We start from the raw sequence: 14,235 nt of genomic DNA on the forward strand, positions 1-14,235 counted from the left end.
CCAAGGCGGCGCGGACGACATGTGGCGCTGTCGCCGCCCCCATCATGCTCTGTAGTCGACTGATTACGCAACGTTGTCGACGAAATCCATCATTCCGGACACTCCCGGCTTCCCGGGCCTTCGACCGCCGGTTACCCCGCCGAGGTCAGCGATAACGCTGCGCCGCCTCACTGAATCGGAGGAGACTCACGCCAGGTCACACGCAACCAAGCACCGGGGGTCGTGCGTTTAGCACAACGAGGGCAGCGCGCGCAGGAAATGGGGAAAGAACGCCCCAGCGCCCCTCGTTCCCTACTCGCGTACCCTGCTGAGGTGACCTGGATGCGGAAACGTGACCACAATGTGCTGACCAACGCCGCATCGCTAGCCGTGTGTGGCCTGCTGGCCGGCGTGGTGGTCGCTGCGGCGGCCTTCCCTGCGGTAGCGATGTCCGGCCTGGCCGCGAAGGCCGGCGCCGAGACATTCGGTGCCCTGCCCACGGAGCTGACGGTGGCCCGCGCGCCACAGATCAGCTACCTGCTGGCCTCGGACGGCAAGACACCGCTCGCGACGATGTACGACGAGAACCGACGGGACGTGAAGCTCCCCGACATCTCGGTGCCCATGCAGAAGGCCATCATCGCGGCCGAAGACCATGACTTCTACAAACACAACGGCGTCGACATCAACGGTGTCGCCCGCGCGTTCGTCAACAACCAGAGCGAAGGCTCCGGCCGGCAGGGCGCCTCGACGCTGACGATGCAGTACGTCCGGCTGGCCATCGCCTACTCGGCCACCCACCCGGCAGACGTCGTCGCGGCCACCGAGGACACCAGCGCGCGCAAGTTGCGCGAGATGCGGTTGGCCCTCCAGGTCGACAAGGAGTTCTCCAAGGACGAGATCCTCACCCGCTACCTCAACCTCGCCTCGTTCGGCAACGGCGCGTACGGCATCTACGCCGCCAGCCAGGTCTACTTCGGTAAGCCGCCGAGCAAGCTGAAGATCGAGGAAGCGGCGTTGCTGGCCGGCATGGTCAAGGCGCCGACGACGAACGACCCGACCACCGAGGCCGGTTACCCGCTGGCGCTGGATCGGCGCAACTACGTCATCCAGAACATGGTCGACATCAAGGCCATCACCCAGCAGGAGGCGGACGTCGCCAAGGCGACCAAGCTGGTGGTGAAGGACAAGCGCACCCCCAACGGCTGCGTCGCCGCCAACGTCAACGAGTGGGGCTTCTTCTGCGACTACTTCTACCGCTGGTGGATGGATCAGGAGACGTTCGGCTCGACCACGTACGACCGGGAGCGCCGGCTGAAGAGCGGCGGCTACACCGTCGTGACCTCGATCGACGTCCAGGCACAGCGCGGCGCGGACAAGGCGGTCCGTAAGGCCAAGAGCGTGAACAGCAAGGAAGCGGCCATGGTCGCGGTCGTCGAGCCGGGCACCGGTCGGGTGCGGGCGCTCGCGGTCAACAGGCAGTTCAAGCTCGACGACCCGAAGAACCCTAAGAACAAGATCTCCAGCGATCCGGCGAAGAGCAGGAAGGGCATCCGGGGCAACTACCCGGCGACGGTCAACCCGCTGCTCACCGGCGGCAACGGCATCACCGGCTACCAGGCCGGCTCGACCTTCAAGATCTTCAGCATCGTCGCCGCCCTGGAGAAGGGCATCCCGCTCAGCTACACCTTCAACGCCCCGCAGCAGTTCAAGTCGGAATACATCATCGACAGCAGCAGCCCGGCGGCCTGCAAGGGCACCCACTTCTACTGCCCGACCAACTCCGGCCTCAAGGCCGGCGGCGTGCAGAACATGTGGAGCGCCTTCGCCCAGTCGGTCAACACCTACTTCGTCCCACTGCAGCAGCAGGTCGGCGCGGAGAACGTGGTCGACGCCGCCCGGCGGGCCGGCATCCAGTTCCGGGCGAGCAACGACGCCAAGTTCGCCGCGACCAAGAACGATGCCCACCAGTGGGGCGCCTTCACCCTGGGTGTCTCCTCCACCACCCCGCTCGACCTGGCCAACGCGTACGCGACCCTGGCAGCCGACGGCAAGTACTGCGAGCCGATCCCGGTGCAGGAAATCCGGGACCCGGAGGGCAACAAGCTGGACATCGCCAACCCGCGCTGCGAGAAGCGGTTCAGCACCGAGGTGGCCCGGGCCGCCGTGGACGCCGCCCGTTGCCCGGTCGGCGACAACTCCAGCACCAGCAAGTGCGGTAGCAGCCGTACGGCCGCCGTCGTGAAGGGCATCGTCGACGCGCCGGTGGCCGGTAAGTCCGGCACCACCGACTCGGAGAAGACGGCCGCCCTGGTCGCCATGACCAAGCAGTACTCGGTGGCCGGCATCATGGCCGACCCGGACTGGCCGCAGACGAACGTCAAGATGAAGCACAAGGAGAAGGACGGCATCAACCCGCCGGTGTACGAGACCCTGCGGGATGCCATGAAGGGCAAACCGCGGATCCAGTTCGAGGCGCCGGGCCAGAAGATCTCCGAGGGTGACCAGCGCAGCATCCCCGACGTGAAGTGCGTTTCGGTGGATCAGGCGAAGTCCCGGCTCAAGGGCGCCGGCTTCGAGCCGGTCGTCTCCAGCGCGAAGGTCCCGTCCTCCTGCAAGGCGGGTGACGCGGCCGGCACCAGCCCGGACGGCCGCACGATCAAGGGTGGCGTGGTCACCATCCAGGTCAGCAGCGGCGGCGGCACGCCGGGCAACACCGGCGGCACTCCGGGTAACCAACCCGGTAACCAACCCGGCGGGCGACCCGGCAACGGCCGTCCGAACGGCTGAGCCGACCGGTAGGACACAACGGGCGGGCACCCTCCTCGGGTGCCCGCCCGTTCCGTCTGTCCGGACCAGCGAGCGCTGCGACAACCGTCCCGGCGTGCCGCTGACCCTCCTGGGTCAGAGACCGAGCTGTCGGCGTACCTCGGCAGCCACCCGGCCACCCTCGGCCTGGCCCGCCACCGCGGCCTGGGCCGCCTTCATCGCCGGGCCCATCTGGGCCTTGCCGGTGAAGCCGCCGGCGGCGAGTGCCCCCGACACCAGCTCGGCCAGCTCGGCGTCCGAGAGCTGCTTGGGCAGGTAGCGGTCCAACACCTCACCCTCGGCGCTCTCCTTCGCGGCCTGCTCGGCGCGCCCGGCGTCGGCGAACGCGGTGGCCGCCTCCCGACGCTTCTTGGCTTCCTTGGTCAGCACCGCGAGCACCTCGTCATCGGTGAGCTCGCGCTTGGCCTTGCCGGCGACCTCGGCGGTGCCGACGGCGGCCAGGGCCATCCGCAGCGTGGAGGTGGTCAGCTCGTCGCGCGCCTTGAGCGCGGAACGCATGTCGGCAGTGAGGCGGTCCTTCAGCGTGCTCATGGACGGTCAAACTACCCTGAACGCCATGCGAAAGCGCACACTATTCCGGCTCGCCGCCGGAACCGCCACGATCGGCGCGGCCACCCTCGCGTACGCGTCGCTCATCGAGCGCAACATGTTCACCCTCCGGCGGTACGACGTGCCGGTGCTTCCGGCCGACGCGGAGCCGCTGCGCGTGCTGCACCTGTCGGACCTGCACATGATGCCCGACCAGGCGCGCAAGCAGCGCTGGGTGGCATCGCTGGCCGCCCTCGACCCCGACCTGGTGGTGGTCACCGGCGACAACATGGCGCACCCAGGCGCGGTGCCCGGGGTGCTGCGGGCCCTGCAACCACTGCTGGGCTACCCCGGCGCGTTCGTGTTCGGCTCCAACGACTACACCGGGCCGGTGCTGAAGAACCCCTTCACCTACTTCCTGCCCGACCGGGAGTACACCGAGGGCGTCGACCTGCCCTACGAAGAGTTGCGTCAGGTCTTCACCGGCGCCGGCTGGGCGGACCTCAACAACGCCCGGACCATGCTGAAGGCCGGCGGTCGGCAGCTCGACCTGGTCGGCGTCGACGACCCGCACATCGACCGCGACGACTACCCCTCCGTTGCCGGCGCGGTGTCGTCCTCGGCAGACCTCTCCATCGCGCTGACGCACTCACCCGAGCCACGGGTGCTCGACCAGATGGCGGCGGACGGCTTCGGGCTGCTGCTGGCCGGGCACACCCACGGCGGGCAGGTCTGCGTACCCGGCTTCGGGGCGCTGGTGACCAACTGCGGCCTGCCCCGCTCGATGGCGCGCGGCCTGCACCGGTGGCCGGGCTCGGACTCCTGGCTGCACGTCTCCGCCGGCCTCGGCACCCACCCGACCGCCCCGATCCGTTTCGCCTGCCCCCCGGAGGCCAGCATCCTGACCCTCATCCCCCGCTGACCGCAGCGCCCCGCTGCTTGCCCGGCCGCCCGGCCCCCCGGCCGCTTGAGATTCGCGCACCATCAGGGATGTTGCTGCCTCGGCGCGTCGTGAGGCAGCAACATCCCGGAAGTTGTGCGGATCTTGGCCTCTCCGGCACTGTCGGGGCGGCGGGGGTACCGAGTTTGACCATCGGGGCGGGTGGGCTACTATTTGTCGGCACGCCTCGGGGTGTGGCGCAGCTTGGTAGCGCGCTTCGTTCGGGACGAAGAGGTCGTCGGTTCGAATCCGGCCACCCCGACCAGAGGTAAGAGGGCACATCCGATTCGTGGATGTGCCCTCTCGCATATCCACGGTCCGCAGCGGCGCCATGTCCCTCACAGTTCCAACGGCGACCACAGGACGTCGAGCGGGCCTGGGGACCTGGCACCGCCTCGATGCCCCTAGGCCAGTTTCGACAGATGGAACGAGAAGTGACCGCGTCCGAGGTGACCGTTGGCGCGGTGACGTCTTTCGGACACGCACCGACAGCCTTCACCTGCTGGTATAGGTGTTTCTACCGATCCCCCGAGGGTCTGCCGCCCCTAACGTCAGTGGCACACCACACTGTCCGAGGGAGACCACCGATGACCATCGCACCCGATCTCATCGCCGTGAAGGCACGCCAGCAGGTGACGTGGGCCAGCGGTGACTACGGCGCGGTCGCCGCGCTCATCCATCCGATCTCCGAGCTTCTGGTGAGCGCCGCCGACCTCTCCGCTGGCGCCCGCGTACTCGACGTGGCGACCGGGTCCGGCAACGCCGCCATCGCCGCCGCCCGCTGCGGCTGCGTCGTGACCGGGGTCGACTACGTACCCGAACTGTTGGAACGCGGCCAGGCCCGCGCCGCCGCGGAACGACTTCCGGTCACGTTCGTGGCCGGCGACGCGGAGCGCCTGGCGTACGCCGACGGGTCCTTCGACGCGGTCCTCTCCGTCGTCGGGGTGATGTTCGCGCCGGACCAGGAGCGGGCGGCGTCCGAGCTGGTCCGGGTATGCCGGCCTGGCGGCACTGTGGCGCTGGCGTCGTGGACACCTCAGGGCTTCATCGGCGACCTGTTCCGCACTGTGGGGCGGCATGTGCCACCACCGGCGGGGCTGCGCCCGCCGGTGGAGTGGGGCGACGAGGGCCGGGTCCGCGAACTGCTCGGCCCGGCAGTGGGTGAACTTCGGGCGGTACGCCGGGTGTTCGTCTTCCGCTTCGGCACACCGGAGGAGTTCGCCGACTTCTTCCGGGTCAACTATGGGCCGACGTTGAAGGCGTTCGAGGCGCTGCCCGAGGAGCGACGCCCGGACCTGCACGCCGATCTGGTGGAGCTGGCCCGCACCCACAACCGCGCCACCGACGCCACGGTCCGCATTCCGGCGGAGTACCTGGAGGTCGTGGCGCGGCGGACACCCGACCCGGCCTGATGCACGTCCGCGCCACGTCGTGTCGAGGTGGCGCGGGCCGATCAGTCCTGCCGCTCGGTGCGCTCGATCTCAGTCCTGCCGCTCGGTGCGCTCGATCTCAGTCCTGCCGCTCGGTGCGCTCGATCTCAGTCCTGCCGCTCGGTGCGCTCGATCTCCGCGAACGCGGCGGCCAGGTAGTCGTCCAGCGGCACACTGGTCGCCGCCAACAGGTCGGCCACCAGCAGCGGGGCGTGTCGGGCCAGCGCCGACGCGTCCGGCGGTGACTCGTCGCCGTCGGGGTCGTACACGCCCAACGCGCCGGCCAGCAGGACGAGCACCACGTGCGGGTCGACATCCGTTCGCCACCGCGTCGACTCCTGCACGCAGCGGGTCAACACCTGGCGGATGTCGTCGCCGGTCAACCCGTCCGGATGGCTCTCCTCCAACAGCAACCGGACCACCGCGCCGAGCACCAGGCCGGAACGCTCGTCAGCGGCGAGACCGCCGACCGCCTCGTCGTACGCCTGACCGTCGCGTGCCTGGGCGGCGGCGACGGCCGTCGTTGCGGTCACCGCGATGGCGCGGGCGGTAGCGGGCAGATGTCGCCAGGTGCCGGTCATCGCGCCAGCATCGCAGACCCGGCGGACACCGACCGACAGCCATCACAGCCAGTGGATCAACGTGGGATTGGTCACCAGTTGATCCCGGTGACCGCGAGGCGTGGCCAAAACGGTTCGCGCGGCGTCAGACCCACCGCACAGAATGCCGGCATGCTGCGTCGTGCCCTGCCCCGCCGTTCGGAAGCTCGCCGACTCCTCCTCGGCACCCTGCTGTCGGCGGTCGGGCGGGGTCTGACCCTGCCGTTCCTGTTCATCTACCTGACCGACGTACGCGGGCTCACCGACACCCGCGCCGGGCTCGTCATCGGTTGGTACGGCGTGGTCACCCTGGCCCTGTCGCCGCTGGGCGGGACGCTGATCGACCGGATCGGCGCCCGCCGGGTGGTGGTGCCCTGTCTCGTGATCGAGGCGATCGGCACCGGCTCGTTGGCGCTGGTCCACTCGACCGGCTCAGCCCTGCTGGTGATGACGGTGATCGCCATCGGCAGCTCCGCGATCTGGTCCGGGCAGAACACCATCCTCGCGTCGCTGACCGACGACGACGAGCGGCAACGCGTCTTCGGGTTGAACTTCGCCCTGCTCAACCTCGGCATCGGCATCGGTGGCATGACCTCCGGCGCGATCGTCGACACCGCCCGGCCCGGCACCTTCCAGGCGATCTACCTGCTGGACGCGGTGACCTACCTGATGCCCGCGCTGATCCTGCTCACCCTGCCCGGGGTGGGCCACCGACTCGGCAAACGTCGAGGCGTCGACGAACCGTCAGCCGGTGGCTACCTGACCGTGCTCCGCGACCGCCCGTTCCGGCGGCTGGTGATCTTCGGGCTGATCCTCACCACCTGCGGCTACGCGCAGGTGGAGGTGGGCTTCGCCGCGTACGCGGTGCGGGTGGCCGAGGTGAACCCGCGGGTAGTGGCCTGGGCACTCGCGGCCAACACCGTGATGATCGTGCTCGCGCAACTGCTGGTCATCCGGCGGATCGAGGGGCGCAGCCGCACCCGGGCGTTGGCAGTGGTGGGAGCCGTGTTCGCCGCCGCCTGGCTGGTCCTCGGCGTGGCCGGCCTGGTCAGTGCCGAGAACGCCGTGCTGGCCGCCCTGTGCGTGGTGCTCTGCTCGGCGATCTTCGGTTTCGGCGAGACGATGCTGTCCCCGGTGATGCCCGCACTCACCAACGCGCTGGCCACCGACGAGCTGCGCGGCCGGTACAACGCCATGAGTTCAATGATCTTCGGAATCAGCGGTGTGATCGGCCCAGTGACCGCCGGCCCACTCATCGGCGCCGCCAACGGCATGGTCTGGGTGGCGACGGTTGTCGGCGGCTGCCTGGTGGCTTCGCTGGTCGCGCTCTCCCTGCGTCGGCTGCTCACCACGGAGCAGGACGGCCTCGCGACGACCACCCCGACATCCCCCACCCCCACGCCCGCCCCCGCCTGACCTCGAACACCCCTCCCTACCCCGCGCCCTCGCCGCGCGCACCCCACGCCGCCCGCCGCACCCCGCCCGCCGCACCCCGCACCCCGCACCCCGCACCCCGCACCCCGCACCCCGCACCCCGCACCCCGCACCCCGCACCAAGATCACGCTCGATCCTGGATGTAGTGGCATCCCCGCGCACCGATGCCACTACATCCATGTTCGAGCGCGATCTTGCCCGGTGGGGCGTGCACGAGCGGAGCGGCAGGCGTCAGGCGCAGGCGCAGGCATGGACAAGCGCAGGCACGGACAAGCGCAGGCACGGACAAGCGCAGGCACGGACAAGCGCAGGCACGGACAAGCGCAGGCACTGACAAGCGCAGGCACGGACAAGCGCAGGCAAGCGCAAGCGCAAGCGCAGGCGCGGGCAGGCGGCGTCCGGGACGGGTCGGGCCCCGGAGCTGGTGCTCCGGGGCCCGATGTCGCTGGGGTCGGCCGTCAGGCGGCGGGGACCTCGGCGGTGGTGCGGATCCGGTCCAGCGTCGGTGCGGAGACCGGCGACTGGGCGGTCAGGTAGTCGACGAAGGCGTCCAGGTCGATCTGGCCGGTGACCAGGTTCGTGCCGCCGGTGAGGGCGCTGAAACCGTCGCCTCCGCCGGCGAGGAAGTTGTTCACCGTCACCCGGTAGGTGGTGGCGGTGTCGACGGCGGTGCCGCCGAGGGTGAGGCTGCCGCGGACCACGCGGGTGCCGGCGCACGGGTCGGCGACCGTACCGGTGGTGCCGTTCGGGTCGACCACGTAGCCCACGGTGGCCGACGGGTACAGGGTCCGGCCGGTGACGAACTGCTGTTCCAGTACGCAGTAGAGCTGCGCGCCGGTGAGGTCCAGTGTCACCAGGTTGTTGGCGAACGGCTGAACGGTGAACGCCTCTTCGTAGGTGACCGGGCCGGCGTTGAGGTCGGCCCGGACCCCGCCGGGGTTCATGAAGGCGGCGACTGCGTTCTGTTCGTCGTCGGTGGCCGCGAGTTGCGCATCGGCGATCACGTTGCCCAGTGGCGATTCGCCCAGACTCGTACCGAAGAGGGTTTCCTGGGTCTTGGTGATGGCCTCGGTGGTCTCACCGACCTGGCGGTCGGCGACCGGGCCGAGCACCGTCTTGTACCGGTCGATCAGTGCGGTCTGCCGCGGGTCCTTGGCGACGTCCCGGGTGACCACCACGTTGTTGGCGGCGGCGGAGATCACGTCGCCGCTCCGGCGATCGATCTTGAGGTCGATGTCGGTGACCAGGCGACCGAACGAGCTGGCACTGGTGACCAGCTTGCCGTTGATGTCGCAGTTGTACGCCTGGTGGGTGTGCCCGCTGACCACCACGTCGATCGACGGATCCATCCGGTTGGTGATGTCCACGATGGGGCCGGTCATGCCGACGCAGTCGTTGATCCCGCCGGTCGCGGCCTGGGTGCCGCCCTCGTGCAGCAGGACGACGATCGCCTGTACGCCCTTGCGGCGCAGCTCGCGCGCGTACCGGTTGGCGGTGTCCGCCTCGTCGGCGAAGCTGAGGCCGGCGACGCCCTGCTGGCTGACGATCTGCGGGGTGCCTTCCAGGGTCATGCCGATGAAGCCGACCTTGACGCCCTGCACCTTGTGGATCGCGTACGGCGCCATCAGCGGCTTGCCGGTGGCGGTCTTGAAGGCGTTCGCGGACAGGTACTGGAAGCCTGCCCCCCGGTACGGGGTGCCGTCGATGCAGCCGTCCACCGGGTGGCAGCCGCCGTTCTGGATTCGCAGCAGCTCGGCGGCGCCTTCGTCGAACTCGTGGTTGCCGACGCTGGCGTAGTCCAGCCCGGCCATGCTCAGCGCCTCGATGGTCGGCTCGTCGTGGAACGCGGCGGAGAGCAGCGGGGACGCACCGATCAGGTCGCCGGCGGCGACGGTGATGGTGTTCTTCTTCTTGGCTGCGGCGCGCAGCTCGGCAAGGTGGGTGGCCAGGAACTCGACGCCACCCGCGGTCTGCCCGGCGATGGTGCCGCTGGACCCGCTCGGCGGTTCGAGGTTGCCGTGGAAGTCGTTGAGGGCGAGCAGGGTGACGTCGACCGGCTTCGGCCGCGCGTCGGCTTGCTCAGGGCTGGTGGCGACCGCGCCGAAAGCGGCCACCGCGAGCGCGGTCAGGCCGACAGCGGCCCGACGCATCCCGGGTATGAACATGGATCTCCTTGTGAGAATCGGCGTGTACGGTGCCCGGCCTCTGGGTCGACCGGGGCCGCCGACGGACGCCGTCGAAAGGGTCGCGGATGACGGTGGTTGAGCATGGCCCCCGCCCCGACAGCCTCTCATCCGGACGCCCGCCGGTCGACCCGGGCAGCGCATCGGAGCAGCGCGTACGCCGAGGCCGCTATCGATCATCGTTTAACGCGGTCTGCCGGACAACGTCGGACCCGGGGTCTAGAAAGGACGGGACCACCTACGAGGTATGGGGACGGCATCGTGAGCGGAACGACACCAGTGGCGGAGCAGGTTCGATCGGTCGACGGCACACCCATCGCGTTCGAGCGGTCCGGTGCCGGGCCGGCGGTCGTCCTCGTCGGCGGCGCGTTCAGCGATCGCAATGCGACACGCGACCTGGGTGCGGCACTGGCGCCGGATTTCACCGCCTTCAGCTATGACCGTCGTGGTCGGGGCTACAGCGGCGACACCCCACCGTACGAGGTCGGCCGCGAGATCGACGACCTGGCCGCCCTGATCGCGGCGGCGGGTGGTTCCGCCGCCGTCTACGGCATCTCCTCCGGTGCCGTCCTGGCCGCCCTCGCCGCCGCACAGGGCCTGCCGGTGACCACGTTGGTCATGTTCGAGCCACCGTTCCAGGTCGGCCCACACGTGGGTGTCCGCAAGGACATCACCCCGCAGCTCATCGAGCTGATCGCCGCCGATGACCGGGACGGAGCTGTGGAGATCTTCCTCAGCGCCTCGGTGGGGCTGCCGGCCGAGCAGATCGCCGGGATGCGGTCGCAACCGATGTGGGGTGGGCTCACGGCGGTCGCGCACACGCTGGTGTACGACGCGATCGTCACCGCCGGAGGGCGACTCCCGGCCGAGCGGCTGGCGGCCATCACCGCGCCGACCCTCGCGGTGGACAGCACCGGCAGTCCACAGTGGTTGCGGGATGCGAGTCGGGCGGCGGCCGAGGCCGTGCCGGGCGGCCGGTCCGTGAGCCTCGACGGCGGTTACCACGACGTGCCAGCGACGACGCTGGCCCCCGCGCTGCGCGAGTTCCTGCTCGGTTGACCGCACCAGCGGCCGCCGAGGCGCGAGCCGGTGGGAGACCGTCGGCTCAGCCGTCAGCCAGCGCCTTGTCGACCAGGGCTGCGACGGCGTCCGGCGGCCAGGTGCCCGCCACGCCGGGCCGGGCGGCCAGGTAGGTGGCGATCCGCTCGGCGGGCCAGCCGTGCGACTCGCGCAGCCCTCGGGCGATCATGCCGAGATAGATCGGCGCGGGAGGCCGGCACGGCACGGCTGACGCCCCCTCGGGGGCGGTGAAGGTGAGCATCGGTACACCGTCGCGGCTGCCTGGGCAGATCAGCGTCTCGTACCGCCCCGGGCCGAGCGTGGCCCGTCCGTCGGCTACGGCGGCGTCGATGGCCGCGCCGGTCGCCGGGATCAGCTCGGTAGTGTCGCCCGGCGGGCGGTACATCTCCTGGGCCGCGATGTCGGTGAACTGCTCCAGGGTGACCAGGTAGGCGCGGGCCGCGGCCTCGCCCGGCAGGTGCGGGTCGTAGAAGGCCATGCCGCCGGTCCAGGCGCCGGACTCGCCGGCGAAGTAGATGCCGCCGGGCAGCGACACGGGTGCCGATCGGCTGGGTGGACGCCGGTCGCGGCAGCCCGGGTACGTCCGCTTTCCGCCGGGTGGGCAGCCGCCACCGATGTACCAGCCCAGCCGGGCGGCGTGCATGTTCGAACCGTACGAGACGTACCAGGCCAGCACGACGACCCCTCAGAAGCCACCGGTCTGCCCGGCGGAGTGGCTCACCTGCACGGTGTGGGTCACGCAGCCACCGGCTTCGACCGAGTGCAGCAGGAAGGCGGTGGGTTCGTTGACCCAACCGATCTGCTCGTCGGCGCTCATGGTGAGCGTGCTCTGCTTCCACGTGCTGGGCGCCACGGTGAGGACAGTGCCCGCGTACGCCGTGGTGACCGGGCGGTGGAGGTGGCCGGCGCCGACCCGCACCACGTGCCGGTGCCGGCCGATCACCTCGGCGAGAGCGTCGCCGTCGGCAAGCCGGATGGAGTCGGCAACGGGGATGCCGACAGCGACCGGCGGGTGGTGCAGGAAGATCACGGCGGGTACCTCGGGCCGCCCGGCCAGCACCCCGTCGAGCCAGCCGAGCTGTTCCTCGCCGAGTCGGCCGCCGTCGCTGCCGGGGACGAGCGAGTCGAGCACCACGACGGACGCCGCCTCGTGGTCGACGTGGTAGTAGGCGGAGAAGCCGCCGCCGAGCAACGGCGTGCCGCCGAACGTGTCGAGCAGGGCCTCCCGGTCGTCATGGTTGCCGGTGGTCAGGTGCACCGGCAGCGGGAAGCGGCCGATCACCTCGCGCAGCGCCACGTACTCGTCGGGCTGGCCGTGGTCGGCCAGGTCGCCGCTGATCACCACGCAGTCCGGTCGGGGTCGCAATGCCAGCACCCGGCCGAGCGCTCGGTGCAACCCGGCGGCCGGTTCGGCGGCGAGCAGGCCGGTGGTCAGGTGCGGATCACTGAGCTGGGCGATGAGCATGGGCTCGCCTCCTCGGCGCCGGGATGCTCCACGCTATCGCCGGTCGCGGCGTCCCGGGGGGAAGGTCAGGCGTCCACAGGCTGCGTCCACAGCCTGTGGATAGCACGTGTGTACGAAGCCCAGGCGGTCCCAGCCACCGTGAGTACGCTTGATCGAGCGGTTCGGCGTCGGCCGGGCCCCTCCCCTACCTGGAACGACGTGCGAGTGGATCATCAGCGAGTCATCCGTGACGTCACCGTCCGCCTGCCGATGGCGTCGAGCACGCCGGAGGCGTGTCGATGGACGGTCACCGCGCTGTCCCGCCACACCCCGGCGACCATCTCCGTGCTGCTCGCGGTCCACGATCGCCTGCGCTGCGTCGCGGCGACCGGGGCGTGGCAGGTCTTCGCCACCGTGCCGACGGGGACCGGCATCGTGGGTCGGGTGTACGCGACCGGCACTCCCGCCGTCGTCCCGGACGTCACCGTCGACCCGGACTACCTGCCGGTCCGCCCGGATGTGACAGCCGAGTTGTGCGTACCGGTGCTGGACCCCACGGGCCGGGCGATCGGCGTACTCGATTTGCAGTGGAGTGAGCCGACCGACCTGGAGCCGTGGCGGGAGACCGCGCAGCGGCTCGCCGACGGGCTCGGCGCTCGGATCGCCGCCCTGGGTGGCCCACCGGCGGAGAGCCGCAGTGAGAAGCTGCTCCGGCATGCGGCAGCGCTCTCCTCCGCACCGACCGAGGGAGAGGTGATGGGGGCGGCAGCCCGTGCCGCCCGGGAGGTCTCCACCCTCTCCACCGCACTGCTGCTGATCGGCGGTCAGCTCGGCCCGTCCCCGGCGACGCCGAGCGACCTGGAGACCCGGATCCGCGCCGAGCTGGCGGCGGCGGGTCCGGCCGCCCTGGACCGGATGGTCGAGCGGGCGCACCGGTACGGCGCCGGGTACACGCTGGGCGAGGCCGGGCATCCCCCGACCGAGGACTACCGCCCGCTGACCCGGGCGGGGGTACGGACGCTGGTCGCCGTGCCGGTCGGGCCGACGGACGCCGGTGGGGTGCTGCTGGTCGCCGACGAGCGCGCCCTGCGCCCGGACCCGACAACTGTCAGCCTGATGGAGTTGCTCGCCGGGCAGTCCTGGACGAGCGTGGACCGGCTGCGCACGCTGGCCCGGCTGCGGGAGCAGGCCAGTTCCGACCCGCTGACCGGGTTGCGGCACACCGGCCCGTTCGGGCAGCGGATCGCTGCGGCCACCCCCGGGCGTACGGCCCTGCTGGCGATCGACGTGGACGGCTTCAAGACCGTCAACGACACGTACGGTCACCAGGCCGGCGACCGGGTGCTGGTCGGGTTGGCCCGGGCGCTGGAGGGGGCGCTTCGGCACGGCGACGAGTTGTACCGGATCGGCGGCGACGAGTTCGTCGCGGTGATCGAGGTGAGCCGCCCGGAAGAGGCGGTCCGGATCGCCGAACGGCTCACCGAGGCGGCCCGACGCATCGGCCGCACGATCAGCGTGGGCGTCGCACTTCCCCGCCCCGGCGAAACACCCGACCGCACCCTGAAAAGAGCCGACCAGGCCCTCTACGCGGTCAAACGCCAAGGCCGAGACGGCGTCCTACTCTCCGCCGCGTAAACCGCCCCCACATCCCCGCCGATCTTGCACTTTCGGTTGCCGTTTTGTCGCTCTCGCCCCTTGTGCCGGCACAGAAACTGCAAGATCGCGGGGGCACGGGGGCACGGGGGCACGGGGGCACGGGGGCACGGAGGCACGGAGGCACGGAGGCGC

At 70.6% G+C, this 14,235-nt stretch carries 11 protein-coding genes and 1 tRNA gene; 7 read left to right on the forward strand and 5 right to left on the reverse strand.

Annotated features, from left to right (window positions below):
• Positions 1–321: 321 nt before the first annotated feature.
• On the forward strand, positions 322–2,769 hold the full coding sequence (locus tag MED01_RS04385; RefSeq protein ID WP_238667261.1) for a transglycosylase domain-containing protein: 2,448 nt from the start codon (positions 322–324) through the stop codon (positions 2,767–2,769).
• Positions 2,770–2,883: 114 nt separating this feature from the next.
• On the opposite strand, the gene MED01_RS04390 is transcribed toward MED01_RS04385, so the two are convergent.
• Entirely contained in the window at positions 2,884–3,339 is a 456-nt protein-coding gene (locus MED01_RS04390; RefSeq protein ID WP_238667262.1) for a GatB/YqeY domain-containing protein, read from the reverse strand.
• A 25-nt stretch (positions 3,340–3,364) separates the two neighbouring features.
• On the opposite strand from MED01_RS04390, the gene MED01_RS04395 reads away from it, so the two are divergent.
• From MED01_RS04395 to MED01_RS04405, 3 genes are all read left to right on the forward strand, one after another.
• Complete coding sequence (locus MED01_RS04395; RefSeq protein WP_238667263.1) at positions 3,365–4,258, forward strand: metallophosphoesterase; 894 nt, start codon at positions 3,365–3,367, stop codon at positions 4,256–4,258.
• A 206-nt stretch (positions 4,259–4,464) separates the two neighbouring features.
• Positions 4,465–4,541: transfer RNA gene (locus MED01_RS04400), tRNA-Pro, on the forward strand.
• A 322-nt stretch (positions 4,542–4,863) separates the two neighbouring features.
• Entirely contained in the window at positions 4,864–5,688 is an 825-nt protein-coding gene (locus tag MED01_RS04405; RefSeq protein ID WP_238667264.1) for a class I SAM-dependent methyltransferase, read from the forward strand.
• A gap of 125 nt (positions 5,689–5,813) precedes the next feature.
• Here the strand turns inward: MED01_RS04405 and MED01_RS04410 are convergent, their stop codons facing one another.
• Positions 5,814–6,287, reverse strand: a complete 474-nt coding sequence (locus MED01_RS04410) for a hypothetical protein (RefSeq protein WP_238667265.1) — start codon at positions 6,285–6,287, stop codon at positions 5,814–5,816.
• 150 nt (positions 6,288–6,437) lie between these two features.
• Between MED01_RS04410 and MED01_RS04415 the strand changes: the two genes are divergently transcribed.
• Positions 6,438–7,721 carry an MFS transporter gene (locus MED01_RS04415; RefSeq protein ID WP_238667266.1) on the forward strand — a complete coding sequence of 428 codons (1,284 nt, stop codon included), beginning with the start codon at positions 6,438–6,440 and terminating at the stop codon, positions 7,719–7,721.
• 477 nt (positions 7,722–8,198) lie between these two features.
• On the opposite strand, the gene MED01_RS04420 is transcribed toward MED01_RS04415, so the two are convergent.
• Positions 8,199–9,905 (reverse strand): bifunctional metallophosphatase/5'-nucleotidase, encoded by a 1,707-nt coding sequence (locus MED01_RS04420; protein ID WP_238667267.1) that lies wholly within the window; start codon positions 9,903–9,905, stop codon positions 8,199–8,201.
• A gap of 279 nt (positions 9,906–10,184) precedes the next feature.
• Here MED01_RS04420 and MED01_RS04425 point away from each other — a divergent pair, with 279 nt between their 5' ends.
• Positions 10,185–10,982, forward strand: a complete 798-nt coding sequence (locus MED01_RS04425) for an alpha/beta fold hydrolase (protein ID WP_238667268.1) — start codon at positions 10,185–10,187, stop codon at positions 10,980–10,982.
• Positions 10,983–11,028: 46 nt separating this feature from the next.
• Here the strand turns inward: MED01_RS04425 and MED01_RS04430 are convergent, their stop codons facing one another.
• Both MED01_RS04430 and MED01_RS04435 read right to left on the reverse strand, forming a co-directional pair.
• Positions 11,029–11,646 (reverse strand): histone deacetylase, encoded by a 618-nt coding sequence (locus MED01_RS04430; protein ID WP_238667269.1) that lies wholly within the window; start codon positions 11,644–11,646, stop codon positions 11,029–11,031.
• Positions 11,647–11,688: 42 nt separating this feature from the next.
• The gene (locus MED01_RS04435) at positions 11,689–12,468 is read right to left on the reverse strand and encodes a phosphodiesterase (protein ID WP_238667270.1); all 780 of its coding nucleotides are present in this window, start codon (positions 12,466–12,468) and stop codon (positions 11,689–11,691) included.
• A 204-nt stretch (positions 12,469–12,672) separates the two neighbouring features.
• Here MED01_RS04435 and MED01_RS04440 point away from each other — a divergent pair, with 204 nt between their 5' ends.
• Complete coding sequence (locus tag MED01_RS04440; protein ID WP_238667271.1) at positions 12,673–14,082, forward strand: sensor domain-containing diguanylate cyclase; 1,410 nt, start codon at positions 12,673–12,675, stop codon at positions 14,080–14,082.
• The last annotated feature ends 153 nt before the right edge of the window (positions 14,083–14,235 follow it).

This window comes from Micromonospora alfalfae (assembly GCF_022230925.1).
In the GTDB taxonomy this organism is placed as follows: Bacteria; Actinomycetota; Actinomycetes; order Mycobacteriales; family Micromonosporaceae; genus Micromonospora; species Micromonospora alfalfae.

Coding starts and splice junctions, on each gene's coding strand:
- MED01_RS04415 (WP_238667266.1), top strand. CDS start 6,438: ATGCTGCGTCGTGCCCTGCCCCGCCGTTCGGAAGCTCGCCGACTCCTC.
- MED01_RS04405 (WP_238667264.1), top strand. CDS start 4,864: ATGACCATCGCACCCGATCTCATCGCCGTGAAGGCACGCCAGCAGGTG.
- MED01_RS04395 (WP_238667263.1), top strand. CDS start 3,365: ATGCGAAAGCGCACACTATTCCGGCTCGCCGCCGGAACCGCCACGATC.
- MED01_RS04430 (WP_238667269.1), bottom strand. CDS start 11,646: ATGCACGCCGCCCGGCTGGGCTGGTACATCGGTGGCGGCTGCCCACCC.
- MED01_RS04390 (WP_238667262.1), bottom strand. CDS start 3,339: ATGAGCACGCTGAAGGACCGCCTCACTGCCGACATGCGTTCCGCGCTC.
- MED01_RS04420 (WP_238667267.1), bottom strand. CDS start 9,905: ATGTTCATACCCGGGATGCGTCGGGCCGCTGTCGGCCTGACCGCGCTC.
- MED01_RS04410 (WP_238667265.1), bottom strand. CDS start 6,287: ATGACCGGCACCTGGCGACATCTGCCCGCTACCGCCCGCGCCATCGCG.
- MED01_RS04385 (WP_238667261.1), top strand. CDS start 322: ATGCGGAAACGTGACCACAATGTGCTGACCAACGCCGCATCGCTAGCC.
- MED01_RS04435 (WP_238667270.1), bottom strand. CDS start 12,468: ATGCTCATCGCCCAGCTCAGTGATCCGCACCTGACCACCGGCCTGCTC.